This window comes from Bacillus sp. VA13 (genome assembly GCF_055710085.1).
Genome location: NZ_JBVQPP010000005.1, coordinates 96043 through 121798 on the forward strand (window position 1 = coordinate 96043; position 25756 = coordinate 121798).

The 25756-nt window shown below is 44.9% G+C and carries 31 protein-coding genes and 1 riboswitch; of the genes, 23 read left to right on the forward strand and 8 right to left on the reverse strand.

Going from position 1 to position 25756, the window contains the following annotated elements; genetic code table 11:
- The first annotated feature begins 244 nt into the window (after positions 1-244).
- Positions 245-1621, forward strand: coding sequence for a serine protease Do-like protein HtrB (gene htrB / locus AC0C66_RS18070; RefSeq protein WP_014115104.1), 1377 nt, complete (start codon positions 245-247; stop codon positions 1619-1621).
- A gap of 42 nt (positions 1622-1663) precedes the next feature.
- Here htrB and mrgA read toward each other — a convergent pair whose 3' ends face one another.
- Both mrgA and AC0C66_RS18080 read right to left on the reverse strand, forming a co-directional pair.
- A complete protein-coding gene (gene mrgA / locus AC0C66_RS18075) occupies positions 1664-2125 on the reverse strand; it encodes a metalloregulation DNA-binding stress protein MgrA (protein ID WP_003221689.1) in 462 nt (153 codons plus the stop codon).
- A 76-nt stretch (positions 2126-2201) separates the two neighbouring features.
- Positions 2202-3056 carry an oxidoreductase gene (locus AC0C66_RS18080; RefSeq protein WP_014115102.1) on the reverse strand — a complete coding sequence of 285 codons (855 nt, stop codon included), beginning with the start codon at positions 3054-3056 and terminating at the stop codon, positions 2202-2204.
- Between the two features lie 133 nt (positions 3057-3189).
- Between AC0C66_RS18080 and AC0C66_RS18085 the strand changes: the two genes are divergently transcribed.
- The 4 genes from AC0C66_RS18085 (at position 3190) to AC0C66_RS18100 (ending at position 6944) form a co-directional block, all read left to right on the forward strand.
- Positions 3190-4998: a M3 family oligoendopeptidase gene (locus AC0C66_RS18085; protein WP_472962884.1), complete on the forward strand. Its 1809-nt coding sequence runs from the start codon at positions 3190-3192 to the stop codon at positions 4996-4998.
- Between the two features lie 149 nt (positions 4999-5147).
- On the forward strand, positions 5148-5585 hold the full coding sequence (locus tag AC0C66_RS18090) for a YusW family protein (protein WP_041906010.1): 438 nt from the start codon (positions 5148-5150) through the stop codon (positions 5583-5585).
- 217 nt (positions 5586-5802) lie between these two features.
- Positions 5803-6630: an ABC transporter ATP-binding protein gene (locus tag AC0C66_RS18095; RefSeq protein ID WP_079288351.1), complete on the forward strand. Its 828-nt coding sequence runs from the start codon at positions 5803-5805 to the stop codon at positions 6628-6630.
- Between the two features lie 26 nt (positions 6631-6656).
- The gene (locus tag AC0C66_RS18100; protein WP_014115097.1) at positions 6657-6944 is read left to right on the forward strand and encodes a YusU family protein; all 288 of its coding nucleotides are present in this window, start codon (positions 6657-6659) and stop codon (positions 6942-6944) included.
- 20 nt (positions 6945-6964) lie between these two features.
- Here the strand turns inward: AC0C66_RS18100 and AC0C66_RS18105 are convergent, their stop codons facing one another.
- Positions 6965-7852, reverse strand: coding sequence for a LysR family transcriptional regulator (locus AC0C66_RS18105; protein WP_087987503.1), 888 nt, complete (start codon positions 7850-7852; stop codon positions 6965-6967).
- A gap of 133 nt (positions 7853-7985) precedes the next feature.
- Between AC0C66_RS18105 and AC0C66_RS18110 the strand changes: the two genes are divergently transcribed.
- Complete coding sequence (locus tag AC0C66_RS18110) at positions 7986-8726, forward strand: SDR family NAD(P)-dependent oxidoreductase (protein ID WP_087987502.1); 741 nt, start codon at positions 7986-7988, stop codon at positions 8724-8726.
- An 18-nt stretch (positions 8727-8744) separates the two neighbouring features.
- Positions 8745-9128 carry a tautomerase family protein gene (locus AC0C66_RS18115; protein ID WP_072183517.1) on the forward strand — a complete coding sequence of 128 codons (384 nt, stop codon included), beginning with the start codon at positions 8745-8747 and terminating at the stop codon, positions 9126-9128.
- 36 nt (positions 9129-9164) lie between these two features.
- Here AC0C66_RS18115 and mdtP read toward each other — a convergent pair whose 3' ends face one another.
- From mdtP to AC0C66_RS18135, 4 genes are all read right to left on the reverse strand, one after another.
- A complete protein-coding gene (gene mdtP, locus AC0C66_RS18120; RefSeq protein ID WP_014115093.1) occupies positions 9165-10781 on the reverse strand; it encodes a multidrug efflux MFS transporter MdtP in 1617 nt (538 codons plus the stop codon).
- A 1-nt stretch (position 10782) separates the two neighbouring features.
- Complete coding sequence (mdtR, locus tag AC0C66_RS18125) at positions 10783-11253, reverse strand: MarR family transcriptional regulator MdtR (protein ID WP_072183518.1); 471 nt, start codon at positions 11251-11253, stop codon at positions 10783-10785.
- 160 nt (positions 11254-11413) lie between these two features.
- Complete coding sequence (locus tag AC0C66_RS18130; protein ID WP_003222766.1) at positions 11414-11746, reverse strand: spore coat protein; 333 nt, start codon at positions 11744-11746, stop codon at positions 11414-11416.
- 12 nt (positions 11747-11758) lie between these two features.
- Positions 11759-12004, reverse strand: coding sequence for a hypothetical protein (locus AC0C66_RS18135; RefSeq protein ID WP_014115091.1), 246 nt, complete (start codon positions 12002-12004; stop codon positions 11759-11761).
- Between the two features lie 94 nt (positions 12005-12098).
- On the opposite strand from AC0C66_RS18135, the gene AC0C66_RS18140 reads away from it, so the two are divergent.
- Positions 12099-13007: a proline dehydrogenase family protein gene (locus AC0C66_RS18140; RefSeq protein WP_014115090.1), complete on the forward strand. Its 909-nt coding sequence runs from the start codon at positions 12099-12101 to the stop codon at positions 13005-13007.
- 24 nt (positions 13008-13031) lie between these two features.
- On the opposite strand, the gene AC0C66_RS18145 is transcribed toward AC0C66_RS18140, so the two are convergent.
- Positions 13032-13178 (reverse strand): YuzL family protein, encoded by a 147-nt coding sequence (locus AC0C66_RS18145; RefSeq protein ID WP_003240817.1) that lies wholly within the window; start codon positions 13176-13178, stop codon positions 13032-13034.
- Between the two features lie 175 nt (positions 13179-13353).
- Here AC0C66_RS18145 and AC0C66_RS18150 point away from each other — a divergent pair, with 175 nt between their 5' ends.
- From AC0C66_RS18150 to sufC, 15 genes are all read left to right on the forward strand, one after another.
- Complete coding sequence (locus tag AC0C66_RS18150; protein WP_472973663.1) at positions 13354-15723, forward strand: 3-hydroxyacyl-CoA dehydrogenase/enoyl-CoA hydratase family protein; 2370 nt, start codon at positions 13354-13356, stop codon at positions 15721-15723.
- Positions 15724-15733: 10 nt separating this feature from the next.
- Positions 15734-16909 (forward strand): acetyl-CoA C-acetyltransferase, encoded by a 1176-nt coding sequence (locus AC0C66_RS18155; protein WP_061187974.1) that lies wholly within the window; start codon positions 15734-15736, stop codon positions 16907-16909.
- Between the two features lie 14 nt (positions 16910-16923).
- Positions 16924-18708, forward strand: a complete 1785-nt coding sequence (gene fadE, locus AC0C66_RS18160) for an acyl-CoA dehydrogenase FadE (RefSeq protein WP_472973664.1) — start codon at positions 16924-16926, stop codon at positions 18706-18708.
- 108 nt (positions 18709-18816) lie between these two features.
- Entirely contained in the window at positions 18817-19173 is a 357-nt protein-coding gene (locus tag AC0C66_RS18165; RefSeq protein WP_003222779.1) for an arsenate reductase family protein, read from the forward strand.
- 66 nt (positions 19174-19239) lie between these two features.
- Positions 19240-19623, forward strand: a complete 384-nt coding sequence (gene gcvH / locus AC0C66_RS18170) for a glycine cleavage system protein GcvH (protein ID WP_072183522.1) — start codon at positions 19240-19242, stop codon at positions 19621-19623.
- 55 nt (positions 19624-19678) lie between these two features.
- A complete protein-coding gene (locus tag AC0C66_RS18175) occupies positions 19679-19915 on the forward strand; it encodes a YusG family protein (protein ID WP_003222783.1) in 237 nt (78 codons plus the stop codon).
- Between the two features lie 77 nt (positions 19916-19992).
- Positions 19993-20355 (forward strand): toprim domain-containing protein, encoded by a 363-nt coding sequence (locus AC0C66_RS18180; protein WP_014115086.1) that lies wholly within the window; start codon positions 19993-19995, stop codon positions 20353-20355.
- Between the two features lies 1 nt (position 20356).
- The gene (locus tag AC0C66_RS18185) at positions 20357-20677 is read left to right on the forward strand and encodes a thioredoxin family protein (RefSeq protein ID WP_014115085.1); all 321 of its coding nucleotides are present in this window, start codon (positions 20357-20359) and stop codon (positions 20675-20677) included.
- A gap of 107 nt (positions 20678-20784) precedes the next feature.
- The gene (locus tag AC0C66_RS18190) at positions 20785-21129 is read left to right on the forward strand and encodes an SCP2 sterol-binding domain-containing protein (RefSeq protein ID WP_014115084.1); all 345 of its coding nucleotides are present in this window, start codon (positions 20785-20787) and stop codon (positions 21127-21129) included.
- Between the two features lie 114 nt (positions 21130-21243).
- Positions 21244-21350, forward strand: a riboswitch (SAM riboswitch).
- A 105-nt stretch (positions 21351-21455) separates the two neighbouring features.
- Positions 21456-22481: a methionine ABC transporter ATP-binding protein MetN gene (metN, locus tag AC0C66_RS18195; RefSeq protein WP_014115082.1), complete on the forward strand. Its 1026-nt coding sequence runs from the start codon at positions 21456-21458 to the stop codon at positions 22479-22481.
- On the forward strand, positions 22474-23142 hold the full coding sequence (gene metP, locus AC0C66_RS18200; RefSeq protein ID WP_014115081.1) for a methionine ABC transporter permease MetP: 669 nt from the start codon (positions 22474-22476) through the stop codon (positions 23140-23142). Before metN ends, metP begins: the two co-directional genes overlap by 8 nt.
- Before the next feature lie 13 nt (positions 23143-23155).
- Positions 23156-23980, forward strand: coding sequence for a methionine ABC transporter substrate-binding lipoprotein MetQ (metQ, locus tag AC0C66_RS18205; RefSeq protein WP_472973665.1), 825 nt, complete (start codon positions 23156-23158; stop codon positions 23978-23980).
- An 84-nt stretch (positions 23981-24064) separates the two neighbouring features.
- Positions 24065-24442 carry a carboxymuconolactone decarboxylase family protein gene (locus AC0C66_RS18210; protein WP_003222796.1) on the forward strand — a complete coding sequence of 126 codons (378 nt, stop codon included), beginning with the start codon at positions 24065-24067 and terminating at the stop codon, positions 24440-24442.
- Positions 24443-24634: 192 nt separating this feature from the next.
- Positions 24635-24772 carry a YuzK family famiily protein gene (locus tag AC0C66_RS18215; protein ID WP_014115079.1) on the forward strand — a complete coding sequence of 46 codons (138 nt, stop codon included), beginning with the start codon at positions 24635-24637 and terminating at the stop codon, positions 24770-24772.
- A 193-nt stretch (positions 24773-24965) separates the two neighbouring features.
- Entirely contained in the window at positions 24966-25751 is a 786-nt protein-coding gene (sufC, locus tag AC0C66_RS18220) for a Fe-S cluster assembly ATPase SufC (protein ID WP_003151872.1), read from the forward strand.
- The last annotated feature ends 5 nt before the right edge of the window (positions 25752-25756 follow it).

A 25756-nucleotide genomic window follows, 5' to 3' on the forward strand; every position in this document is an offset into this window, starting at 1 on the left:
TAGTTTTAACATACGGCAGGCAATTTTCATAATTTCACATATTCTTTTCATTTTTATCCCACAATGTTTGTTTATGATATGTATAAGGGAAGAAAGGAAGAGAAAAAGAGCGAGGAAGATGTAGGATGATCAAACATATTCTATTTTGATGCTTTGCTTTTCTCCTCATTATTGGGACAATTGAACTTGTACATGCGATGAATATGTAACGATAAATGAAAAACCGTTAAAGGAGTGTAAGAACATGGATTATCGACGTGATGACCAAAACGATCAACATCAAACAGAATCTTCACATACAGAACATCAGAATACAGAAAACCGGCAGCTGATTGAACATCCCGAACAGGAATTGCTTGACGAGCCGGTTTCGTATGAAGCGGGAAAACAAGAAACAGCTTCTTCTTTAGAAATGGAAAAGACAGAAACGGCTGTGAAAAAAGAAAAGAAACGGAGAGCCGCATGGCTTAGCCCGATTTTAGGCGGGATTATCGGCGGGGGCCTGATGCTCGGCATCGCGCCTTATCTGCCATCAGACCAAGATCAGGCGACCGAGGCCGTTTCTGCAAATAAACAGGTGCAGTCAGGTAATTTTAAAACGACACCGATAACGAACGCTTCAAACGTCGCTGATATGGTGGAGGATTTAGAGCCGACGATTGTGGGAATCTCAAATATCCAAACCTCGCAAAATAACACATTCGGCACGGGAGGCGGCTCCAGCTCAGAAAGTGAAAGCGGAACGGGGTCAGGCGTCATTTTCAAAAAAGACAGCAATAAAGCGTATATCATTACAAACAACCATGTCGTTGAAGGCGCAAATAAATTGACTGTCACGCTTTACAACGGAGAAACGGAGACTGCCAAGCTGGTCGGCAGCGATACGATAACGGATTTGGCTGTTCTGGAAATCAGCAGCAAGAACGTCAAAAAAGTGGCGAGCTTCGGTGACTCTTCACAGCTGCGCACAGGCGAAAAGGTCATCGCTATTGGAAATCCGCTCGGACAGCAGTTTTCCGGTACGGTGACACAAGGCATCATCAGCGGACTGAACCGGACGATTGATGTGGATACAACACAAGGTACGGTGGAAATGAACGTGCTGCAAACTGACGCAGCGATCAACCCGGGGAACAGCGGAGGCCCGTTAATCAATGCAAGCGGCCAGGTCATCGGCATCAACAGTTTGAAGGTGAGCGAAAGCGGCGTGGAGTCACTTGGATTTGCGATCCCAAGCAATGATGTCGAACCCATTGTTGACCAGCTGCTGGAAAACGGGAAGGTAGACCGTCCGTTTTTAGGCGTGCAAATGATTGATATGTCTCAAGTTCCTGAAACGTATCAGGAAAATACACTCGGCATGTTTGGAGATCAATTAGGAAAAGGTGTTTATGTAAAAGGAGTTCAAGGAAATTCACCTGCGGCAAAAGCCGGCATCAAATCTGAGGATGTCATTGTCAAACTAAACGGTAAAGACGTGGAAAGCAGCGCGGATATTCGTCAGATCCTATACAAAGACTTGAAAGTCGGAGATAAAACGACAATTCAAGTGCTGCGGAACGGAAAAACGAAAACGCTAAACGTGACACTGACCAAGCAGACAGAAAGCAGCTCAAGCTAAGCGGTAATCAAAAAGCTGAACCCGAAAAGGGTTCAGCTTTTTTTATCCTAAATAAGCGGAAAGCATCCACACTTGTTTTTCAACTTCATCAATTAATCCGACAAACAAGTCCGCTGTCGCATTATCTTGATTTTCTTCAGCCAGGCCGATCACGAATTTAGATTCGCTGCTGATTTGTTTGTAGTCGTTTACCAATGCTTGTACCATTTCTGACGCTGATGTTTCGTTTCCGCCGTCTGTGATAGACGCATGCTCAGTGTATTCTTTCAATGTGGCAACAGGCTGTCCGCCGATCGCCAGCAGGCGTTCAGCAATGGTATCGACTGTTTCAGCCGCATGGTCATACAGTTCTTCAAATTTCTCATGCAATGTAAAGAAATGCGGCCCTTTTACATACCAATGGAAACGGTGGAGCTTAGAGTATAAAAGGAACCAGTTTGATAATTGTGTGTTCATTGAATTCTCAACTAATGTTTGATTTGTTTTTGCGTTTTCAGTTTTCATAAGTTACGTCCTCCTTGTGATCTGTTAATTTAATTATACCACGTATTAATTAAAAATCAATACTAAATTATAATAATTATAATTTAGATGAACTGAATAGTTTTTTCTTCAGGATAGATTCCCACGCAGACCAGGGAAAAAGCGATCGGAATAACAAGGTAAGCTTGATGCCTTTTCCGATCGGGTATCGCAATTTCTTTACGTGCTGTTTTGTTGCCAATTGATAAATGAGGTCGGCAACCTCTTGGGGATCTCCGCTTTCATCTGCGTTTTTTTCAACGTAGGAAAGGATCTTTTTATAGTATTGATGATAAGCTGAATCGTCAGCAGGCACCGACATATAATTTGATAATGATGTGGACCAGATCGATGTCTTGTATGAGCCTGGCTCGATCAAAGCGGTTTGGATACCGAACGGAAGCAGCTCCACACGCAGGCTCTCAGAAAAACCCTCCAATGCATGCTTGGAAGATGCATAAGGCGACATCGCAGGGAATCCGGTCAGACCGCTGATGCTGCTCACGTTTATAATCTTTGCTCCGCTATGCTTTCTTATGTAAGGCAGAACGGTTTTTGTCACATGGATCACTCCGAAGACATTCGTTTCAAATTGTTGTCTGAAATGTTCCATCGGCACATCCTCGACAAATCCTCCGTAAGCCGTTCCGGCGTTGTTGACGAGAAGATCAATAGGACCGTAAGCGCTAATGGCTTTTCCGAATGAGGCTATGGATTGCTCATCTGTGACGTCGAGAGCGGTAATGTGAATAGAATCAGCCACATTGTGTGCTGCGGCCAATTCCCGAAGCTGTTCAGCTTTCTCAGGCTGTCTTGTTGTAGCAATCACGAAAAATGACTTGGCGAGCTTTACGGCTGCCAGCTGACCAAAGCCTTTTGACGCTCCTGTTACGATCGCGATTTTTTTATTCATGATATACCTCCTATTTAACTGCTACAGCTATTGTACAATCATGAACGGAAAATGACGCCTATAAAAGAAATTTTTATACAATAATTCAGAATTGTTCTATAATAAAACGAAAGAAGGAAAGGGGTTTTGTATTATGGCGTTGCAAGGGGTAGACCAAAGATGGGATCTTGATTCATTTTTTAAGGGCGGGAGCCAATCAGAAGAATTCAAGAAATATATCGAGAAGCTGTCACAAAGTCTGAGTGCCTTTCAAGACATGACTGAGGCGTTTCAGGTGCCTGAATCGCCTGAAGATGCTGAAGGACTGATTGCTTTGCTTGATTTATTCGAACAGACATCTGTCAAGCTTCAGCAGGCCGGCGCTTTTGTTGCTTGCCTTCAGGCCCAGAATATCAGTGATCAAAAGGCTACTGAGCATCAGTCACTCATGAATCGGCTTTCCGCAGATTTTCAATCATCCCTCGTCACATTAGATCATAAACTGGTGGCCATTGAACAAAACGTGTGGAATGAATTATTAACAAAGCCGGGGTTACGCGATGTATCGTACATATTAAATGAAAGAAGACAGAGGGTTGCCGAAAAGCTCAGCCCGGGTAAAGAAAAACTGATTGGAAACCTTGCGGTGGACGGATATCATGCTTGGAGTGACTTATACAATATGGTTGTCGGAAAAATGACAATACCGTATGAGGAAAACGGTGTGAACAAGCAATTGTCTGTCGGTCAGGCTGAAAATGTGATGGACCATCAAGACCGCGCTGTCAGAAAAACAATATATGAACGTTTGCATCAAGCTTGGGAAAGCAAACAGGATATTTTCAGCAACACGCTCAATCATTTGGCGGGGTTCCGGCTTGAAACCTATAAAGCGCGCGGCTGGGAGAATGTCCTGAAGGAGCCGCTGCAGATCAACAGAATGAAAAAAGAAACACTGGATACGATGTGGCAGGTCATCACTGAAAACAAGCAGCCGTTCGTTCAGTTTTTGAACCGGAAAGCATCCATGCTCGGCCTTGAAAAGCTTAGCTGGTACGATGTTGAGGCCCCAATTGGTTCTGATGGAAAGGTCTATTCATATGATGAAGCTGCAAATGTCATTGTCAGCCAGTTTTCAACGTTTGGCAAAAAGCTGTCCTCTTTCACAGAAAAAGCGTTTCGGGACCGCTGGATTGAAGCGGAAAACAGGAGCGGAAAAAGAGTCGGCGGCTTTTGCACGAGCTTTCCGGACAGCGGAGAATCGCGGATTTTCATGACGTTTTCGGGAAGTGCCTCAAATGTCTCAACGCTTGCACATGAGCTCGGACACGCGTTCCATCAGGAATCGATGCTCAACGTCAGGCCGTTAAACCGTTCCTACGCTATGAACGTCGCGGAAACGGCCTCGACGTTCGCAGAGATGATTGTGGCGGACGCGACTGTCCAGCAAGCGGAGACGAAGGAAGAAAAGCTTGTCCTTCTTGAGGATAAAGTGCAAAGAAGCGTTGCGTTCTTCATGAATATACATGCAAGGTTCTTATTCGAAACGAGATTTTACGAAGAACGAAAGCGGGGAGTCGTCCCGGCCGGCCGTTTGAATGAGCTGATGGAAGAGGCGCAAAAAGAGGCATACTGCAATTCGTTAGGAGAGTACCATCCGCTCTTTTGGGCATCAAAGCTGCACTTCCATATCACGAGGGTGCCATTTTACAATTTCCCTTATACGTTCGGCTATCTGTTTTCTCTGGGCATTTACGCACTGGCGCTTGAAGAAAAAAACGGGTTTGAAGAGAAGTATATCGCACTATTGCAGGATACGGCTTCTATGACTGTGGAAGAGTTGGCGATGAAGCATTTGAGTGCTGATATCACGAAGCGCGATTTCTGGGAGAATGCCATCAAGCTAGCCGTGCGTGACGCGAAAGACTTTTTGCAACTGACTGAATCTTTTGAGCGTGAATGAAAACCCTTGAAGTCTAGGAGGGCGAGCATTTGTCGACACGCTGAAGCCGTGGCGTTATACACGCCCCGGCTTTTTCAATTCTCCTCTGAATGAGGATTTCATTCTCTGGATATACCTAAAATAAATGGAATCCTACAGGGGGGAAACATATGCGTTTGATCAGAGCAGCCGGGGCTGTTTGTCTCGCAGTGGTTCTGATTGCGGGCTGCCGTCTCAATGAAGATCAGCAGCAGGCAGAAGGAGAAAATACAGCCGTCACCCAGCAAAAGTCCGTTCCTTACAGCAATTTCTCGCTTCGCGTGAGCTACGGAGATGGTGAGCATAATCGTTATGAAAGTATATATACAAAAAATGGGACTCAGGAAACAGCGGAAATACAGGATAAGCTCTCCGGCGTCAAACAGGAGGGAGAAGAAGCACTAGATGAGATGAAAATGATCCTGAGCGAGCTTTCCGTGACAGACCAAATGGCAGAAACAGAAGTGATCCACAGTGTACTGGCAGCATTTAATCTGGACAGCCATTATGATCATATCAACTTAAAGCTGAAGCTGAAGAACGGCTCAGTCAGAGAAATTAAGAAATAACCTTGTGCTAAATACCCCATAAACGCCAATTATGTCCAAAAAACTAATTGAAAATGATTTTCAAAGTCATTGTTTTCTGCTACAATGAGGGATATATGACCATATCAAATGGCTGAATATCGAATCACTTGCATTGATGACAATTGACTTAAAACGCATGTATATAGAAAACGTGCAATACATAGTGCTGCTAAAAAGCCAGCAAAAAGGAGCGGTTATGGGTATGAGTGCAATTTCTACAGAAACGCTGAGCTTAGGATACGGGGATGCCGTTATTATTGATGAGTTGAATTTAACAATTCCCAAAGGTGAAATTACCGTATTTATTGGCAGCAACGGCTGCGGAAAATCGACACTTTTACGTTCATTAGCGCGATTGATGAAGCCGAGAGGCGGTTCAGTGCTGCTGGAAGGAAGAGCGATTGCCAAGCTTCCGACAAAGGAAGTCGCAAAAGAGCTCGCAATCCTGCCGCAGGGTCCTTCGGCTCCAGAGGGGCTGACAGTACATCAGCTGGTGAAGCAAGGAAGATATCCTTATCAAAATTGGCTGAAACAATGGTCAAAAGAGGATGAGGAAGCAGTTGAGCGAGCGCTTAAAGCAACAAAGCTTGAGGACATGGCTGACCGCGCCGTCGATTCTTTGTCAGGCGGACAGCGCCAGCGGGCTTGGATCGCGATGACGCTTGCACAGGAGACTGACATTATCCTTTTAGACGAGCCGACGACGTATTTAGACATGACGCACCAAATTGAAATTCTTGATTTGCTGTTTGAGCTGAATGAAAAGGAAGAGCGGACGATTGTCATGGTTCTCCATGACTTAAACTTGGCATGCCGCTATGCGCATCATCTTGTGGCCATAAAAGATAAACAGATTTATGCTGAAGGCCGTCCGGAAGAGGTCATCACTTGTGATCTTGTGCAAAATGTGTTTTCTATGAACTGTCAGGTCACACAGGACCCGCTGTTCGGAACGCCTCTTTGCATTCCTCATGGCAGGGGCAGATGCATTGTCCAGGAAGCGGCTTTCACATCACATGGATAAATAACGCCAGCGAAAGGAGCTTTCACTTGAGAAAGCTCCTTGCTGTTTTTTCGAAAGGAAGATGGAAAATGGAACAAAAACTTCAGGAGCAGCTGGATGGATTGCTGGAGAAGTATACTGAGCTTCTGCTTGGTGACACAAACAATGAGCTAAAAGAAGAAGTGAAGCAATGGATTTTGTACACGCATATAGCCAAAAGCATGCCGCCGCTCGCTAAACATTGGAATGCGACATATCCTGACGCGAAGCAGGGCATTAAAGATATCATTCAGCATATTAAGGAATTAAATGAAGCGCATCGAAACAAACAATAGCTAAAAAAGCAGTCTGCCAATTATAGCAGTCTGCTTTTTTGTGATTCTGGCGTTTTATCTGGCGCAAAGGAATCCATAAAGGTCCGCAGCGCGCTGCTGATAAACGAATCCTTTCGGACAATAAATTCTGTTTTCATCTGTCTGAGAGCTTCGGGCAGCGGGTACAATCGAATCGACCCTTCAGCCTCGTGTTTCTGTACAACCGTTCTCGGCAGCAACGAGATGCCAAGACCTGCTGTAACCCCACCGATAATCGCTTCAAGCGTACCAAATTCCATAATGACCGGCTGTGTGACACCGACAGTTCGCAGCCATTTTTCAAGTGTCTCTCGATAGGAACAGCCTGTGCTGTAAACGAGAATCGGCTTTTTGATGGCTTCCTCTGCATCGGATATGGAGGCAGCTGAAACAACTACTGGTTCTTCCTCAAATGCAGGGTAGGATTCGAGCTCAGGATGATTGCATTCGCATCCGATAAATGCGCCATCTAATTCATACCGGAGAACTTTATCAAGGAGGAATTGTGTATGTCCTGTTGTTAAAGACAACTGGACGTTTGGGTGTTCTTCATAATAAGAAGCCAGAAGTTTCGGAAGCCTTACCGCGGCTGTTGTCTGAGTGGAGCCGATCATAAGCGGTCCGCTTGGCTCTACAGTAGATAAGAGCGCTTTAGACGCTTCATCCAGCAGGCCGATAATTTTATTTGCGTAGTTGAGCAGCAGTTTTCCGCTTGCAGAAAGTGTCATACCCCGATTGTGGCGCAAAAACAGGATGGTGCCCAGCTCAGCTTCCAATTGCTGAATTCTGGCTGTGACATTCGATTGCACATAGCCAAGCTGCAGGGCTGCTTTCGTAATGGAGCCTTCACGGGCTACCATTTGAAACACACGTAAATCTCCACTTTCCATTTTGAACTCCTCCGTTCGCTTGCTATCAATCTGAGTGATAGCAAGTATCTTTAACAATCATTATACGTAACACCTGACCTGGATTACAATGGAATCAGCAAGATATGTTAATTAACTGCGAGGAGTGGCGGCGATGAATGTAATGAACAAAATTGCTCTCGTAACAGGGGGCGGCACAGGAATCGGACGAGCAGCCAGTATGGAATTGGCAAAACGCGGAGCGATTGTTGCGGTGAATTATTCACGTTCACAATCCGAAGCGCAGGAAACAGTGGATATGATTAAAAAAGCTGGCGGGCGAGCCTTCGCCATCCAAGCGGATGTATCAAAAAACAGCGAAGTGCAGGACATGGTTCAATCAATCGTGAAAACATACGGCACGATTGATGTTTTAGTCAATAATGCCAGCATTACACGGCACATTCCAATGGATGATCTTGAAGCTGCGACAGAAGACATCTGGGATGAGTTATACGCTGTCAATGTGAAAGGGATGTTTTTCTGCGCGCGGGCAGTGGTTCCGTTCATGAAAAAAAGCAAGGCTGGAGCGATCGTAAATGTCGGCAGCATCGCAGGGTTAACCGGGGCGGGTTCATCTATGCCTTATGCAGTGTCAAAATCGGCGGTGCACGGTTTAACGAAATCATTGGCCCACGCCTTAGCGCCCGAAATCAGGGTGAGCGGTGTAGCACCGGGAGCTGTCGCAACGAGATGGTGGGCTGGCCGGGAAGAAAAAATGAAAAGCATGATCGGCACTTTGCTGTTACAGCGTATCGCTGAACCGGATGAAGTCGCCAAATTGATTTGTTCGCTTGTTGAACAGGAATCACTCACAGGCCAAATCATCACAATTGACAGCGGACAGACGCTGTAAAGAGAGGAGATGCGGGGGATGCCATTTGTACAGATTCATTTACGGGCGGGAAGAAGTGAAGCGTGGCTTCAAAAACTAAGCAGGACCATTCACCAATCGATGATCGAAGAAATTAATGTGCCGGAAGATGACTACTTTCAAGTCATCAGGCAATATGAAAATAGTGAATTTTTTTATGATCCGTCTTATCTGCAGGTCGAGCGGACCAATGAACTGATATACATTCATTTTACCTTGAAACAGTCAAGAACAACTGAACAGAAAAAAGCCCTTTACCACTCAATCGCAAGCCGGATTCATTCCCAGCTTGGCGTAAGAAAAGAAGATGTGTTTATTATGCTGGCCGGAAATCAGGATGAGGATTGGTCCTTCGGAAATGGAAGGGCTCAGATGATCGAATAACAAAACCCCGCGGATTGGTATCCGCGGGGCACTCTATTAATGGGAAGGTGATTCAACGGCTTGTGCCGCTTTCTCCTTTACTTGTTCTCCCGTTTTCTTATTTGATAGCTTGATAGGTTTTAAGAACAATGTAAATACGGCTCCGACGGCGATAAAGATCAGGCCTGTATAAAACACGCTGTGGAGTGAATCCATCAACGATGTTTTTAATATCGGCATAATATGGGATGAGAAAGCCGCAGGGATTTGTTTGATTGCGTCCGGGCTGAACAGTGATTGCAGCAGCCCTTGCGGATTTGTATCAATCATACCCTTTAGCTGGGAGGCAAATGAGCTTGCCTGTGCCGGAAGTGAGTCTAAGTACGGCACCAGTTTATCTGTTAATAAACTTCCTGATCTTGCATTCATTACGGCTCCCAGCATGGTAATGCCGAATGTTCCTCCGATCGAACGGAAGAATTGGCTGGAAGAGGTGACAACCCCAAGCTCCTCCTTCGAAAAGCTTTCCTGTAAAGCTAGTGTCAGAATCGGCATAACCAGACCCATTCCTAGACCAATAATTGCCATATACGATGTAGCAACAAGCTTACTCGTATCAAGGTCCAAAGTCGTTAACAGCAGGAATCCTCCGGCCATAACTATCATGCCTGTAATAATTTGCGGTTTAATGCCGACTTTGTAAACAAGCTGGCCGCCGATAATACTTGTAATAATCATAGAGATCATCATCGGTGTCATAATTGTACCTGATTCAGACGCGCTGACTCCGACAATTCCCTGCATAAAGAAAGGAACAAACGTAATGGCACCAAACATTCCGATACTCATAAAGAAGCCGATCAGGTTTAAAAATGTAAACGTTCTGTTTTTAAATAAATACATTGGCAGGATTGGCTCTTTTGCTTTTGATTCTACGATAATAAAGCTGACAATGCCGATCAGCGCGAGTGCGAACAAGCCAAGAATCTGCCATGAGCCCCACGCATAATCTTTTCCGCCAAAGCTTAGGGCGAGAAGGAGGCTGACAACCCCGACAATCATCGTGAAAATACCAGCGATATCGAAGTTGATCGGACCAGTCTGCTGACGGCCCTGCAATCCTCTGGCAATAAAAATAACCGCAATAATGCCGACTGGAAGGTTAATATAGAAAACCCATTTCCAGTTTAGTGAGTCTACAATCCAGCCGCCGATTTGCGGCCCAATCACTGAAGCTAGCCCGTAAATCGCGCCAAAGACCCCTTGGAATTTAGCACGCTGTTTTCCTGTGAACAAGTCACCGATGACAATCATCGCCATCGGCATCATAATGCCCCCACCGATTCCCTGCAGTCCTCGGAAGATAATCAATTCTGTCATATTGTTGGCCATCCCGCACAAAGCAGAAGCTGCCATAAAAATAATCAAACCTGATACATAGACAATGCGGCGTCCCAATAAATCGGCCAGTTTACCGGCAATTGGAACAATGGTTGTTGATGTTAACAAATATGCAGTTGTCAGCCAGGTCATCATGCTCAAACCGCCCAGATCACCGACAATTTTCGGCATGGCCGTTCCGACAATGGTACCGTCAAGAGCTGAAAAAAACATGGCAATAATTAAGCCTGTTATTAATAACGTTCGTTTTGATTGTTTGCCTTCATTACTCATTTCATCCGTTTCCTTCTTTCATGTTTTGCTTTTCATCAGTTTCCGCTGCAGCCTTTGCGAGCTTTTCTGTAATATGCGCCGCCTGAAGCATTTCCTCCTCCGTCAAGAAGGAAAGGTATCGCGCCATAATGGCTTTTCTGCCCGCCAAAACCTCCTCGAATTTTCTGTCTCCTTCATCAGTAAGACTGAGATCAATCACTCGCCTGTCTTTTGTGTTGTGTGTTCTGGCGATAAGATTTTTTTGTTCAAGGCGATCAGCCATTAGCGTCACCGCGCTTGGCTTAACCTCCATACGCTCGGCAATTTCAGAAATCTTGAGGCTGCCGTGTTTCTTTAAGCTGGCCAGCACAAACAGCTGCGCTGGAGTGATACCTTGTTTTTCCATGCTTTCTAGCATTTCAGGCTGTATCTTTTGAAAGAGCGCCTGAAGCGATAATTGGATATCGGACATTAACTGATCCGCACTCTTCATATTCATTTCCCCTCTGTTACATACACTGTATATATATTTTAATAACAAAATAGTTAATGCTTATTAAATATAAATAAGTGTTAATGAAAAGTCAACTGATTTTACGCACAAAAAAAGGATAGATGCCCGGAAGAACATCGTATCCTTTTTGCTGATGTTGTTACTGCTGATATGGAGACTGCTGCTGAATGGTCTGCTGGAATTTTTGATAGGATTGCTGCAGCTTTTGGGCATCCTCCGCTTCAACAGAATACCATCCATATTGGAACATGAGGTCATACAGTTTTCTTTGCGCTTTTTGTGACTCATCAAAAATGGATTGAATATCCTGATAAAGAGACTCGTGGCTGAATTCGTGCAGGGCTGTGCAATAAGCTGTTGTCATGTATTTTTCTGTTGTCAGCAACTCATTGACGAAATCTCTGTCATTCATTTCCGAAGTTGTCGGTACAGGTGTCTGCGGATTGCTGATTTTCTGATTTTGCTGATTCATTCTGGCGCCTCCTTATTGGATGTAGCCGGACTGCTGCTGGCCTGGCTGCAGGTGCTTTAATATTCTTTGATAGTGATCATGATGCATGTGTCCGACGCGGTCGAGTTCTTGTTTTAACGATTGATCCTGGCACTGCTGCGCCATGAAATGCGCTTTTTTCATCGCGAGCAAATTCCAGTTCAGCATGTCATTCAGATACAAATGATCCTTTGTCGAAATAACGGAAGGCGGCATTTGAGATTGCTGCTGATTTTCCATTGTGATCCTCCTTTGATTTCTGTTCATTTTATAGTTTCCTTCAGGCTGGGAGTTATATACAGGTGTTTTGAAGATGAAGGCAGGAGGGAGTCGGATGTTGAGACATGTGTTTTTATTCTTATCTCAAAATAAAACACTTACCAAGTTCGCCAAAGCATACGGAACGCGGCTTGGGGCACGAAGGTTTGTTGCCGGCGATACAATTGAGTCGGCGGTTAAGACCGTCAAAAGGCTAAACAGATCCGGTTTATGCGCAACAATTGATTATTTAGGCGAGTATGCCGCTTCAGAAAAAGAAGCAGATCAAGTCGCAGAGGAATGCAAGAAGGCCATTCAAGCCATTGCCAAACATCAATTGGACTCAGAGCTTTCATTAAAGCTGACCTCGATCGGGCTCGATCTTTCAGAAGAACTTGCCCTATCTCATTTGCGTGCCATTCTATCCGCTGCGAAGCAATATGGTGTTGCTGTGACCATTGATATGGAAGACTATTCTCATTATGAACAGACACTCGCTATCTACAGGCAATGCAAACAGGAATTTGAGATGCTCGGCACGGTGATTCAGGCGTATCTGTACCGGGCGGCAGAAGATATCAGAAATATGCGCGACTTAAAGCCGAATCTCAGACTTGTGAAAGGCGCTTATAAAGAATCTGCGGCTGTAGCGTTTCCAGACAAAAAAGGAACAGACCTTCATTTTCAGAGCCTAATAAAGCTGCAGCTGTTAAGTGGGAACTACACGGCTGTCGCTACACATGACGATGACATCATTGCGTTTACGAAACAGCTCGTTGCTGAACATCATATCCCAGCGTCACAATTTGAGTTTCAAATGCTTTACGGCATCAGGCCGGAGCGGCAGAAGGAACTCGCCAAGGAAGGGTACAGAATGCGTGTGTATGTCCCATATGGAACGGACTGGTTCAGCTACTTTATGAGAAGAATTGCCGAACGGCCCGCCAATGCAGCGTTTGTGTTAAAAGGGATCTTGAAAAAGTAAAAGCAGCCGCGGGAAGCAGCTGCATTATGATTGTTCCATGTTATGTTTTTTATACTGCTGATTTTGACTTGTCCGTTTTCCGCCGCCGTAATGCTGAGTCGGACCGGCATCTCCCTTTACGCTCGCCGCGCTGACTGCCGCTGAAGACGGATTTTTTTTCTCTCGCACCATTCCCTTCACCTCCGGGCTTAAGTTGCCCGTCTTTTATAAGCTTCATACAAAAAAATAACAAATTAGCTATTGAAGTCGAACCGGAAATCTTTTAAGATGAAAGAAGAAACGGGTTTCATTTTTTTTTGGTCAAAAAATGAATGACTATTCATTCAATGTTCAAGGGGGATATCTCATGCACAAACACATTCGGAAGGCAGCCGTTTTAGGATCGGGGGTAATGGGTTCCGGGATTGCGGCGCATTTGGCTAACATCGGAATTCCTGTCCTGCTGCTTGATATTGTGCCGAACGATTTGACAAAGGAAGAGGAAAAAAGGGGACTGACGAAAGACAGTCCGGAGGTGCGCAGCAGGCTGAGCCGGCAGGCGGTGAAAAAACTGCTGAAACAAAAGCCCGCTCCCCTCACATCAGCAAAAAATACCTCCTATATCACACCAGGCAATCTGGAGGATGATGCAGCAAAGCTCAAAGAAGCAGATTGGATTATTGAAGTCGTTGTCGAAAACCTTGAAGTTAAAAAGCAAATTTTCGCACTTGTGGATGAACACCGGAAGCCTGGGAGCATTGTCTCAAGCAACACCTCCGGCATATCAGTGCAGGAAATGGCTGAAGGCCGGTCGGATGATTTTAAAACCCATTTTCTTGGAACGCACTTTTTTAATCCCGCCCGCTATTTAAAGCTGCTGGAGATCATTCCGATTAAGGAAACTGATCCTGATATTTTAAAGTTTATGACAGTCTTCGGTGAAAATGTCCTCGGCAAAGGCGTTGTTACAGCAAAGGACACACCGAACTTTATCGCAAACCGCATCGGAACATATGGACTTCTCGTCACAGTCCAAGAAATGCTGAAAGGCGGCTATCAGGTTGGGGAAGTTGATTCGATCACAGGCCCGCTAATCGGCAGACCGAAAAGCGCGACCTTCAGAACGCTTGATGTTGTCGGACTCGATACATTTGCCCACGTCGCCCGAAATGTGTATGACAAAGCGGATGGAGACGAGAAAGAAGTGTTCCGCCTGCCAGTTTTCATGAACGATATGCTGGAAAAAGGGTGGATCGGAAGCAAGGCAGGACAAGGCTTTTATAAAAAAGAAGGAAAAACGATTTATGAGCTTGACCCAGTGACGCTTACTTATGGCGAGCGGACAAAAATGAAATCACCGGCACTTGAAGCGGCAAAACAGGCAAAAGGGACAAAAGCGAAAATGAAAGCGCTTATTTACTCAGACGACAGAGCCGGCAGGCTGCTGTGGAATATCACATCTCAAACCCTGCTTTACTCAGCCGAACTGCTTGGTGAGATTGCTGATGATATTCATGCGATTGACCAAGCAATGAAGTGGGGATTCGGCTGGGAGCTGGGCCCGTTTGAAATGTGGGATGCCATCGGCCTCAGGCAGTCGGCAGAAAAGTTTGAGCAGCTTGGAGCAGATATGCCTGGCTGGATCAAAGACATGCTGGACAAAGGGAATGAAACCTTCTACATCAAAGAGAACGGAACGGTATTTTATTATGACCGCGGCGAATATAGAGCCGTGAAAGAAAACAAAAAACGGATTCATTTACAAGCACTTAAAGAAACAAAAGGCGTGATTGCAAAAAATAACGGAGCAAGCTTGATTGACCTTGGAGATGATGTGGCCCTTCTTGAATTCCATTCGAAAAGCAATGCGATCGGCCTCGATATCATTCAAATGATCAACAAAGCGTTAGAGGAAACAGAGCGGAACTACAAAGGCCTTGTCATCGGCAACCAAGGAAAAAATTTCTGCGTCGGCGCGAATCTTGGCATGATCTTAATGGAAGTCCAGGATGACAACTTTTTGGAAGTTGATTTCGTGATACGCCGTTTCCAAGAGACGATGATGAAGATCAAATACAGTGCGAAACCGGTTGTCGCCGCGCCATTTGGCATGACGCTCGGCGGAGGAACGGAAGTGTGTCTGCCGGCGGCTCGTATTCAAGCAGCAAGCGAAGCCTATATGGGGCTTGTGGAATCCGGCGTCGGCCTCATCCCTGGCGGAGGTGGAAACAAAGAGCTGTACATCAACCATCTTCGCCGCGGTCTTGATCCGATGAATGCGGCAATGAAAACATTTGAAACGATTGCGATGGCGAAAGTATCCGCTTCCGCCCAAGAGGCTCGTGAGATGAACATCTTAAAAGAAACAGATCACATCAGCATGAATCAGGACCACCTGCTTTACGATGCAAAACAGCTGGCCGCATCTTTATACGATACCGGCTGGCGGCCGCCTGTAAAAGAAAAGGTTAAGGTGGCGGGAGAAACCGGTTATGCGGCACTCTTGCTTGGCGCTGAGCAAATGAAGCTGTCCGGCTATATATCAGAGCATGATTTCAAGATCGCGAAAAAACTCGCTTATGTCATTGCCGGCGGAAAAGTGCCGTTCGGTACAGAGGTTGATGAAGAGTATTTATTGGAGATCGAGAGAGAAGCGTTTTTGAGTTTGGCAGGAGAGGCGAAATCTCAAGCGAGAATGCAGCATATGCTTGTGAAAGGTAAACCTTTACGGAATTAGGAGGGAGCTTATGAAAGAGGCAGTCATAGTGTCAGGTGCAAGAACACCGGTTGGGAAAGCAAAAAAAGGATCGTTGGCCACCGTTCGTCCGGATGATTTGGGAGCGATTTGCGTAAAAGAAACACTGAAACGGGCAGGCGGCTACGAAGGCAATATTGACGATTTGATTATCGGCTGTGCAACACCTGAAGCGGAACAGGGGCTAAATATGGCGAGAAATATTGGCGCGCTTGCGGGACTGCCGTACACGGTCCCGGCAATTACAGTCAATCGCTACTGCTCTTCAGGTCTTCAGTCCATCGCATATGCGGCAGAAAAAATTATGCTCGGCGCCTATGATACAGCGATCGCCGGCGGAGCAGAATCCATGTCTCAGGTTCCGATGATGGGGCATGTGACCCGTCCGAACCTCGCATTGGCAGAAAAGGCGCCGGAATATTACATGAGCATGGGCCACACAGCCGAGCAGGTCGCGAAAAAATACGGCGTCTCCCGCGAGGACCAGGATGCGTTTGCCGTTCGCAGCCACCAGAACGCGGCCAAAGCTCTTGCAGAGGGGAAATTTAAAGATGAGATTGTTCCCGTCGAAGTGACGGTGACAGAAATCGGAGAAAACCATAAGCCTCAGGAAAAACAGTTTGTGTTTTCTCAGGATGAAGGCGTTCGCCCGCAAACGACGACAGACATCTTAGCGACATTGCGACCCGCTTTTTCCGTTGACGGAACGGTTACTGCGGGCAATTCCTCGCAGACGAGTGACGGAGCGGCGGCAGTTATGCTGATGGACCGAGAAAAAGCTGATGCACTGGGCTTAGCGCCGCTTGTGAAATTCCGCTCCTTTGCAGTAGGCGGTGTGCCGCCGGAAGTGATGGGCATCGGACCGGTGGAAGCCATTCCGCGTGCCTTGAAGCTTGCCGGGCTTCAACTGCAGGACATCGGCTTGTTTGAACTGAACGAAGCTTTTGCATCACAGGCTATTCAAGTGATAAGGGAACTGGGAATTGATGAAGAAAAAGTGAATGTCAACGGGGGCGCAATCGCGCTTGGACATCCGCTTGGTTGTACGGGTACAAAGCTTACACTCTCACTGATTCATGAAATGAAACGGAGAAACGAGCAATTTGGAGTCGTTACAATGTGTATCGGCGGCGGGATGGGAGCGGCCGGTGTATTTGAATTATGCTAAAGGGGGAAAAACAAATGGCAAAAAAAGCGGCTGAAGTACAAAAAGGCGGCGGTTTCTTAATCGAGGATGTTCCATACGATCAAATGTATACACCGGAAGATTTCACTGACGAGCATAAAATGATTGCGAAAACAACTGAGGACTACATTGAGCAGGATGTTCTCCCTCATATAGATGACATCGAAAACCATCAATTCGAGCATTCCGTCAGGCTGTTGAAGAAAGCGGGCGAACTTGGGCTGCTTGGCGCTGATGTGCCTGAGGAATACGGAGGGCTCGGTCTTGATAAAATCAGCTCGGCACTCATCACTGAAAAATTTTCGCGTGCGGGAAGCTTTTCTCTTTCTTATGGGGCGCATGTCGGCATCGGGTCCTTGCCGATCGTCTTTTTCGGATCAGAAGAGCAAAAGAAAACATATTTGCCAGGACTCGCTTCAGGCGAAAAGATCGCTGCTTATGCACTGACTGAGCCGGGCTCTGGGTCTGATGCGCTTGGAGCAAAAACAACAGCCGTGCTAAATGAAGCAGGAACGCATTACGTGTTAACCGGGGAAAAACAGTGGATTACCAACTCTGCCTTTGCTGATGTATTTGTTGTTTACGCTAAAGTGGATGGCGAAAAGTTCTCGGCCTTTATTGTGGAAAAAAATTTCCCGGGTGTATCCACGGGTCCGGAAGAAAAGAAAATGGGAATCAAAGGATCATCGACAAGAACGCTTATTTTAGATCAGGCTGAAGTGCCAAAAGAAAACCTGCTTGGAGAAATCGGCAAAGGGCATGTCATCGCCTTTAATATTTTAAACATCGGCCGCTACAAGCTGGCGGTTGGCACAATCGGTGCATCTAAGCGGGTAATCGAGCTGTCTGCGGCATACGCAAATCAGCGGCGCCAATTTAAAACGCCGATTGCTAGCTTTTCGCTGACCCAGGAAAAAATTGCGACAATGGCATCAAGGCTGTACGCGATGGAAAGCTCTGTGTACAGAACTGTTGGGCTGTTTGAAGACAATATGAGCCAGTTTACAGCCGAAGATCTCAAGGACGGCCGGCAAATTGCCAAGTCAATTGCCGAATATGCCATCGAATGCTCTCTGAATAAGGTATTTGGCTCTGAAACGCTTGATTATATCGTAGATGAAGGCGTGCAGATTCATGGAGGCTACGGTTTTATGCAGGAGTACGAAGTAGAAAGAGCCTACAGGGATTCAAGGATCAATCGGATTTTTGAAGGCACAAACGAAATCAACCGGTTAATCGTGCCAAGCACCTTCCTGAAAAAAGCGCTCAAAGGCGAACTGCCTCTATTTGAAAAAGCGCAATTGCTGCAGGAAGAACTCATGATGCTTATGCCTGAAGAGCCTGGCAGCGGCGTGTTAGAGCAGGAGAAATATATCGTTAAGCAAGCCAAAAAAATCGCGCTGTTCGCTGCCGGTCTCGCCGCGCAAAAATACGGAAAAGCCATCGATCGCGAACAAGAAATTCTCGTCAACGTCGCGGATATCGTCAGCAATGTGTATGCAATGGAATCAGCCGTGCTCAGAACGGAAAAGGCCATTGCCGCGCAAGGCGAAGAAAAAGCGGCGCAAAAGGTGCTGTATACAGAAATTTTCGTTCAAGAAGCCTTTAATGAAATTGAAGCGCACGCGAAGGAATCCCTCATCGCAATGGAAGAAGGAGATTCACTCCGCATGATGCTTTCCGCTCTGCGCAAGCTCACGCGCGTAACACCTAAAAACGTCATTCAGAAAAAACGTGAAGCGGCAGCGGGCGTTTTTGAGGCTGAAAAATATATTGTCTGATTGGCCAAGAGCTCCGCATGCGCGGAGCTTTTTTAAGAAGCACTGTTTTAGGTTTTTAAAACAAACTGTGTTAAAATAACCTCGATTATTTTATTGAGGGGGAAGAAGATGTCGTTAACTTTTTACTGGTACCCTAAATGCGGAACGTGCCGCAAAGCAAAGAAATGGCTTGAAGAGCATGGGAAAGAAATAAACGAAATACATATTGCAGAGCAGCCTCCAAGCAAAGAAGAACTAAAAGCGCTTTATGAAAAAAGCGGGCTGGATCTCAAGAAATTTTTCAACACGAGCGGCATGAAATACCGCGAGCTGAATCTCAAGGAAAAGCTGTATCACATGTCGGAGGACGAGCAGCTTGAACTGCTGGCTTCAGACGGAATGCTGATCAAACGCCCGCTTACAACAGACGGCGAAAAAGTGACAGTCGGATTTAAAGAAGACCAATTTGAAGAAAACTGGGCTTAATGTAAATTTTTTTTGAAAAGTATGTTATCTTCTTATTGTAGTGCTGTAAAAAATGGAGGGATTCAATTGAGCATACCTAAAGATTTGCGTTACTCAGAAGAACACGAGTGGGTAAAAGTTGAAGGAGAAAAAGCTAGAATCGGAATTACGCATTTTGCCCAGTCTGAGCTAGGCGACATCGTGTTTGTCGAACTTCCTGAAGTCGGCGCTGAAATCAAAGCGGACGAGCCATTTGGCAGTGTTGAATCCGTTAAAACGGTATCTGAGCTTTATGCACCGATTAACGGAACTGTTGTGGAAGTAAACGAAGATCTTGATGACAGTCCGGAATTCGTCAACGAATCTCCGTACGAAAAAGCATGGATGATCGTCGTTGAGCCGTCTGACGCTTCTGAAATTGAAAAACTGATGACAGCAGAGCAATACGAAGAGATGACACAAGAAGACTAAAACAGGATAGCTGTAAAGGCAATTGGACACGCTAACGTTATGGGAGGTGTCCAATATGGCTTTCAGCAAACAAAAGCTCGATGTCACCAATGATGTGACAGGCCGCTTTCAAAATGGCCGGCTCTCGTTATATCATGAAAATGAGATGATCGGCCAAATGACAAGCATGAATGAATATGAGCTTAAGTCCGGTTATTCCTTTGAAAATGAGAAATTTTATAAGACAGCTGATGTGGTCTCAGGAAACGACGAAAAATACGTGGATTGTGACTACGAAAACGGCTGGTGTTAATGTTGGCGGTGAATTTCACTGCCTTCTTTTACAATCTGAACGTTTCAAATATGACGCGGCAGGTGAAGAAGATGAAGATGGATGAGCTGGAAAAGGTTATGATTGTCGAAGGGAAAACAGATAAAGAGAAAATCGAAAGCGTCCTGAATGAACCAGTGCGCATTATCTGCACAAATGGAACAATCAGCCAGCTGAAGCTTGAGGAATTGGCTGACGAGCTTTACGATAAAGACGTCTATATATTAGTTGATGCTGATGAATCAGGCGAGAAATTAAGAAAACAGCTGAAAAGAGAATTTAACGAAGCCTGCCATCTCCATATCGACAGAGCCTATAAGGAAGTAGCGGCTGCACCCAGGCACCATGTCGCCTCTGTATTGCTGCGTGCGAATTTGAATGTCCATACTATTTTTCTTGAAAGAAAATCCCGAGGTGTATAGCATGAAAGAACTCCAAGAATATGAGCTTGAGCACATTGAAGATGATGTGTATCTCCTTTATTTATATACTCCGTTTTGCGGCACCTGCCAGCTTGCAAGCAAAATGCTGACAGTGGTGAAAGAAATGCTGCCTGATGTCGCCTTCTATAAAAACAATGTCAATTACTCTCCGACATTCGCAAAAGCATATCAAATTGAAAGCGTCCCTTGTTTTCTGCTGTTTAAAGGCGGAAAAGTGGTCGAAAGAGGATATGCGTTTCACTCTGTTTCTTATTTATATGAGCTGATCAAACAAAAATCATCTTCCGCATCCCATTTATGACATATTTCTCTGCACAATCCAATGAAATTGTCGTTCGTTTTATAAAGGGGTTCTTGCGCCAGAAAGAGAAATGTGTATGTATGACCAACAAATAGGAGGTTGTACATATGGAGAAAGCGGAAGTTTTAGAAGATGAGTATCAGCATCTGTTTTTAAAACCCCTTTTGAACGCTTCGACATTGCTCATTACCTTCCAAGGAGAAACAGAAGCCTTAACCGTCTCAATAAACGAACAGGGAGAAATGAAAAAAATTTCTTCGCCCCAAACGTCCAACCTGACCTTTTACGGAAACCAAACAGAAATTATTGACTTATTGCACGGAGACATTTCCCTTCAGCACCTTATTCAGAGCGGAAGCCTCAAAGTAAAGGGGTCATTCAGGGCCCTGTTAAAACTAGAAGCCATACTCTGGCTGACGAACGGATTTTTTCAGAGGATTTTAAAGAATTAAAAAATAGGTAATTATTATAATAGTAAAAGTTGACATCATTTATTTTATTGACATTTAATCATTCGCCATGCTATTCTACATTAAGAATTTCCGGACGAAAAAGACTATATATTTCTCTTATCAAGAGAGGTGGAGGGAAGTGCCCTATGAAGCCCGGCAACCATCAACGCTGTTGAAATGGTGCCAATTCACACGAAGCGTTCAGCTTTGAAAGATGAGAGAAAGGCATTTTATATAAGCCTTTCTGCTCAAGTGTGCAGAAAGGCTTTTCTTTTGCAGAAAAACCCGGAAGATTTCTTAGAATAGTGTTAAGGCAGGTGATTGCTTTGATCAATCTTCAAGATGTTTCAAAAGTTTATAAGTCGAAACACGGAGATGTCAATGCTGTCCAAAATGTCTCGCTTTCCATTAAAAAAGGTGAGATTTTTGGAATTATAGGATATAGCGGAGCTGGTAAAAGTTCCTTAATCCGTCTGCTGAACGGCCTTGAGAAACCAACCTCAGGAACCGTGGAAGTGGCGGGAACCAAGATTAATGAAGTGAACGGACGCGCTTTAAGAAATGCACGCCATGAAATCAGCATGATTTTCCAGCATTTCAATTTGCTTTGGTCGCGGACCGTTAGAGACAATATCATGTTTCCTTTAGAAATTGCCGGGGTGAAAAAGAGCGAACGGATCAAGCGCGCCGATGAACTGATTAAACTGGTAGGTTTAGAAGGAAAAGAAAAATCTTATCCGTCTCAGCTGAGCGGCGGGCAAAAGCAGCGTGTCGGAATCGCCAGAGCGCTTGCAAACAATCCGAAGGTTCTCCTTTGCGATGAAGCGACATCAGCATTAGATCCGCAAACGACAGATTCAATTTTGGATCTATTGTCCGATATTAATGAAAGACTCGGTTTGACGATTGTGCTGATCACACACGAAATGCATGTCATCCGCAAAATCTGCAACAGAGTCGCTGTCATGGAAAACGGAAAGGTTGTGGAAGAAGGCGAAGTTCTCGATGTCTTCAAAAATCCGAAGGAAGACATGACAAAACGATTTGTTCAGCAGGTGACAGAGCCGGAAGAAACGAAAGAAACGCTACAGCACCTTCTTGATGAAACAGCATCAGGAAAAATGGTTCAGCTCACATTTGTCGGTGATTCTGCTGAACAGCCTCTGATTACAGAGATGATCAGAAACTTCAATGTCAGCGTCAATATTCTGCAAGGGAAAATCTCTCAGACGAAGGATGGAGCTTACGGTTCACTGTTCATCCATATTGATGGAGACGAGGAAGAAGTGCAAAACGTGATCCGGTTCATTAATGACAAACAGGTGAAAGCAGAGGTGATCACGAATGTTTGAAAAATACTTTCCGAACGTTGATTTAACTGAGTTGTGGAACGCGACATATGAAACACTTTATATGACGCTGATCTCTTTATTGTTTGCTTTTGTCATCGGGGTGATCCTCGGCTTGCTGCTTTTCCTGACAAGCAAAGGGAGCCTTTGGCAAAATAAAGCGGTCAACTCTGTGATTGCGGCCATTGTCAACATATTCAGATCGATTCCATTCCTTATTTTAATTATTTTACTGTTAGGGTTTACGAAGTTCTTAGTCGGCACGATCTTAGGGCCTAACGCCGCATTGCCGGCGCTGGTGATCGGTTCGGCACCGTTTTACGCGCGCCTTGCTGAAATCGCATTGCGCGAGGTTGATAAAGGTGTGATAGAAGCCGCTAAATCAATGGGCGCTAAAACGTCTACGATTATTTTCAAAGTGCTGCTTCCGGAGTCTATGCCGGCTCTTATTTCTGGGATCACGGTTACGGCCATCGCTTTGATTGGCTCAACGGCAATTGCCGGAGCCATCGGTTCAGGCGGCCTTGGAAACCTTGCGTACGTAGAAGGATATCAGTCTAATAATGCTGATGTTACCTTCGTTGCTACTGTGTTTATTTTAATCATCGTCTTTATTATTCAAATCATCGGTGATGTAATAACAAATATTATAGACAAACGATAAGGGAGGATTTACATTGAAAAAGCTATTTTTGGGTGCATTACTGCTTGTGTTTGCAGGGGTTATGGCTGCCTGCGGTTCAAATAACGGCGCTGAATCCGGCAAGAAAGAAATTGTGGTTGCAGCGACAAAAACACCGCATGCGGAAATTTTAAAAGAAGCTGAACCATTGTTGAAAGAAAAAGGCTACACGCTGAAAGTGAAAGTGCTTAGTGATTACAAGATGTACAACAAAGCTTTAGCTGATAAAGAAGTGGATGCGAACTACTTCCAGCACATTCCTTACCTTGAGCAAGAAATGAAAGAAAACACAGATTACAAACTTGTGAATGCCGGAGCTGTTCACTTAGAGCCATTTGGTATTTACTCTAAAAAATACAAATCACTGAAAGACCTTCCAAACGGTGCGACAATTATCCTGACAAACAACGTCGCTGAACAAGGCCGTATGCTTGCAATGCTTGAAAACGCAGGATTAATCACACTTGATTCTAAAGTGGAAACAGTTGACGCAACATTGAAAGACATTAAGAAAAACCCGAAAAACCTTGAATTCAAAAAAGTAGCGCCTGAATTAACGGCAAAAGCATATGATAACAAAGAAGGAGACGCGGTCTTCATCAATGTAAACTATGCGATCCAAAATAAATTAAATCCTAAAAAAGACGCGATTGAAGTAGAATCAACGAAAAACAACCCATACGCTAACATCATTGCGGTAAGAAAAGGCGAAGAAGATTCTGCAAAAATCAAAGCGCTAATGGAAGTTCTTCACTCTAAAAAGATCAAAGACTTCATCGAGAAAAAATACGACGGAGCTGTGCTTCCTGTATCTGAATAAGACTGAAACCCCGGATGAGAAATCCGGGGTTTTTTTCGGGTATTTTCCTAAAAGCTGTTCATAATAAAAAGGAATGTTAAACAGATGGAGGGATTTTCTTTGAATCAAGACAGAGGAAGCATGCAGGACGCGCTAAAACAGTATAAATTAGGTTTAGGCACATTTGAACAAAAGATGCCGCTGATGGGAAGAAAGTTTAACGAGTTTACTGAACAATGCTTTGCCGGCAATTCTCTGACTGAAAGAGAAAAACAGCTGATCGCCCTCGGAATCGCCATCAATGCCCAGGATGAATATTGCATGATCTATCACACAAAAGGCTGTCTTGATGAGGGAGCGACAGAAGAAAATATTCTCGAAGCCGTCAGTGTGGCGGCGGCATTTGGAGGCGGCGCGGCTCTCAGCCAAGGCGTGACAGTTGTCCAGCAGTGCATAGAGGAATTTGGAAACACCACGCATTAAGAGAAGGAATATTCCGAAAAACCATTCTCATTTGATCTAAAAGGATGCCTTCGTCTCATCTGCCGTTATTTCAAGCCATATCCTTTTTGCGGTATCCATTGCAGCGTTGATACAATAGAAGCAAATATATGAAGGGATTGATTCATTATTTGCAGCAGCCAGGATAGACTGGACCTCGATTATACGTCAGAAATGGAAAAAGCAATGCTTCTGTCTCACGGAATTGGATACGAGGAATACGGACGCCGGCTGGAAACAAGAATGAAAGTAGAGCGGCAGAGAGAGCTTGATTATGAAAAGAGCAAGCGGATTTCTGCGGGAGGTTATTGAGAAAATCAATCTTTTAAAAAAGGGTGGGAATCCACTCTTTTTCTTTTTCAATCGCTTTAATAAAGTGCAGATCTTTGTTAAACTTGAGGAATGTGCAAGGCACGATAAAAAGTTGTATTTACTTTTCATTTGTTATAAAATTAGAATGAGAATAAAATGAGAATAATGATTATATATTTTTGGAGGTATAGATATGGCTGCTTCAACATTAACGATCAAAGATCTTCACGTTGAAATCGAAGGGAAAGAGATCTTAAAGGGTGTAAACCTTGAAATAAAAGGCGGAGAGTTCCACGCCGTAATGGGACCGAACGGAACAGGTAAATCCACTTTGTCAGCTGCTATTATGGGGCATCCTAAATATGAAGTAACAAAAGGAAGCATCACGCTTGACGGCAAAGATGTACTGGAGATGGAAGTGGACGAGCGTGCGCAGGCAGGTTTATTCCTTGCGATGCAGTACCCAAGTGAAATCAGCGGTGTGACAAATGCCGACTTCCTTCGCTCAGCAATCAACGCGCGCAGAGAAGAAGGCGATGAAATTTCTCTTATGAAATTCATCCGCAAAATGGACGAAAACATGGAGTTCCTTGAAATGGACCCTGAAATGGCCCAGCGCTACCTTAACGAAGGCTTCTCAGGCGGGGAGAAAAAACGCAACGAAATCCTTCAATTAATGATGATTGAACCGAAAATCGCCATCCTTGATGAAATCGACTCAGGTCTTGATATTGATGCACTGAAAGTTGTATCTAAAGGAATCAACAAAATGCGCAGCGAAAACTTCGGCTGCCTGATGATCACTCACTATCAGCGCCTGTTAAACTACATCACTCCAGATGTTGTTCACGTTATGATGCAAGGCCGTGTTGTAAAATCCGGCGGTGCAGAGCTTGCACAGCGTCTTGAAGCAGAAGGTTATGACTGGATCAAACAAGAACTTGGTATTGAAGACGAAACTGTAGGTCAAGAAGCGTAAGCGTT

Excerpts from the sequence above, each read along its gene's own strand:
- htrB (WP_014115104.1), top strand. The coding sequence starts at position 245 with ATGGATTATCGACGTGATGACCAAAACGATCAACATCAAACAGAATCT.
- AC0C66_RS18135 (WP_014115091.1), bottom strand. The coding sequence starts at position 12,004 with ATGGAAAATCAGCAGCAATCTCAAATGCCGCCTTCCGTTATTTCGACA.
- AC0C66_RS18080 (WP_014115102.1), bottom strand. The coding sequence starts at position 3,056 with ATGAATAAAAAAATCGCGATCGTAACAGGAGCGTCAAAAGGCTTTGGT.
- AC0C66_RS18190 (WP_014115084.1), top strand. The coding sequence starts at position 20,785 with ATGGAGAAAGCGGAAGTTTTAGAAGATGAGTATCAGCATCTGTTTTTA.
- AC0C66_RS18090 (WP_041906010.1), top strand. The coding sequence starts at position 5,148 with ATGCGTTTGATCAGAGCAGCCGGGGCTGTTTGTCTCGCAGTGGTTCTG.
- AC0C66_RS18175 (WP_003222783.1), top strand. The coding sequence starts at position 19,679 with ATGGCTTTCAGCAAACAAAAGCTCGATGTCACCAATGATGTGACAGGC.
- AC0C66_RS18085 (WP_472962884.1), top strand. The coding sequence starts at position 3,190 with ATGGCGTTGCAAGGGGTAGACCAAAGATGGGATCTTGATTCATTTTTT.
- AC0C66_RS18150 (WP_472973663.1), top strand. The coding sequence starts at position 13,354 with ATGCACAAACACATTCGGAAGGCAGCCGTTTTAGGATCGGGGGTAATG.
- AC0C66_RS18115 (WP_072183517.1), top strand. The coding sequence starts at position 8,745 with ATGCCATTTGTACAGATTCATTTACGGGCGGGAAGAAGTGAAGCGTGG.
- metP (WP_014115081.1), top strand. The coding sequence starts at position 22,474 with ATGTTTGAAAAATACTTTCCGAACGTTGATTTAACTGAGTTGTGGAAC.
- AC0C66_RS18185 (WP_014115085.1), top strand. The coding sequence starts at position 20,357 with ATGAAAGAACTCCAAGAATATGAGCTTGAGCACATTGAAGATGATGTG.
- mdtP (WP_014115093.1), bottom strand. The coding sequence starts at position 10,781 with ATGAGTAATGAAGGCAAACAATCAAAACGAACGTTATTAATAACAGGC.
- AC0C66_RS18130 (WP_003222766.1), bottom strand. The coding sequence starts at position 11,746 with ATGAATCAGCAAAATCAGAAAATCAGCAATCCGCAGACACCTGTACCG.
- sufC (WP_003151872.1), top strand. The coding sequence starts at position 24,966 with ATGGCTGCTTCAACATTAACGATCAAAGATCTTCACGTTGAAATCGAA.
- mdtR (WP_072183518.1), bottom strand. The coding sequence starts at position 11,253 with ATGAAGAGTGCGGATCAGTTAATGTCCGATATCCAATTATCGCTTCAG.
- AC0C66_RS18215 (WP_014115079.1), top strand. The coding sequence starts at position 24,635 with ATGGAAAAAGCAATGCTTCTGTCTCACGGAATTGGATACGAGGAATAC.
- AC0C66_RS18165 (WP_003222779.1), top strand. The coding sequence starts at position 18,817 with ATGTCGTTAACTTTTTACTGGTACCCTAAATGCGGAACGTGCCGCAAA.
- fadE (WP_472973664.1), top strand. The coding sequence starts at position 16,924 with ATGGCAAAAAAAGCGGCTGAAGTACAAAAAGGCGGCGGTTTCTTAATC.
- AC0C66_RS18105 (WP_087987503.1), bottom strand. The coding sequence starts at position 7,852 with ATGGAAAGTGGAGATTTACGTGTGTTTCAAATGGTAGCCCGTGAAGGC.
- AC0C66_RS18180 (WP_014115086.1), top strand. The coding sequence starts at position 19,993 with ATGGATGAGCTGGAAAAGGTTATGATTGTCGAAGGGAAAACAGATAAA.
- AC0C66_RS18140 (WP_014115090.1), top strand. The coding sequence starts at position 12,099 with ATGTTGAGACATGTGTTTTTATTCTTATCTCAAAATAAAACACTTACC.
- AC0C66_RS18110 (WP_087987502.1), top strand. The coding sequence starts at position 7,986 with ATGAATGTAATGAACAAAATTGCTCTCGTAACAGGGGGCGGCACAGGA.
- AC0C66_RS18155 (WP_061187974.1), top strand. The coding sequence starts at position 15,734 with ATGAAAGAGGCAGTCATAGTGTCAGGTGCAAGAACACCGGTTGGGAAA.
- AC0C66_RS18210 (WP_003222796.1), top strand. The coding sequence starts at position 24,065 with ATGGAGGGATTTTCTTTGAATCAAGACAGAGGAAGCATGCAGGACGCG.
- AC0C66_RS18145 (WP_003240817.1), bottom strand. The coding sequence starts at position 13,178 with ATGGTGCGAGAGAAAAAAAATCCGTCTTCAGCGGCAGTCAGCGCGGCG.
- mrgA (WP_003221689.1), bottom strand. The coding sequence starts at position 2,125 with ATGAAAACTGAAAACGCAAAAACAAATCAAACATTAGTTGAGAATTCA.
- AC0C66_RS18095 (WP_079288351.1), top strand. The coding sequence starts at position 5,803 with ATGGGTATGAGTGCAATTTCTACAGAAACGCTGAGCTTAGGATACGGG.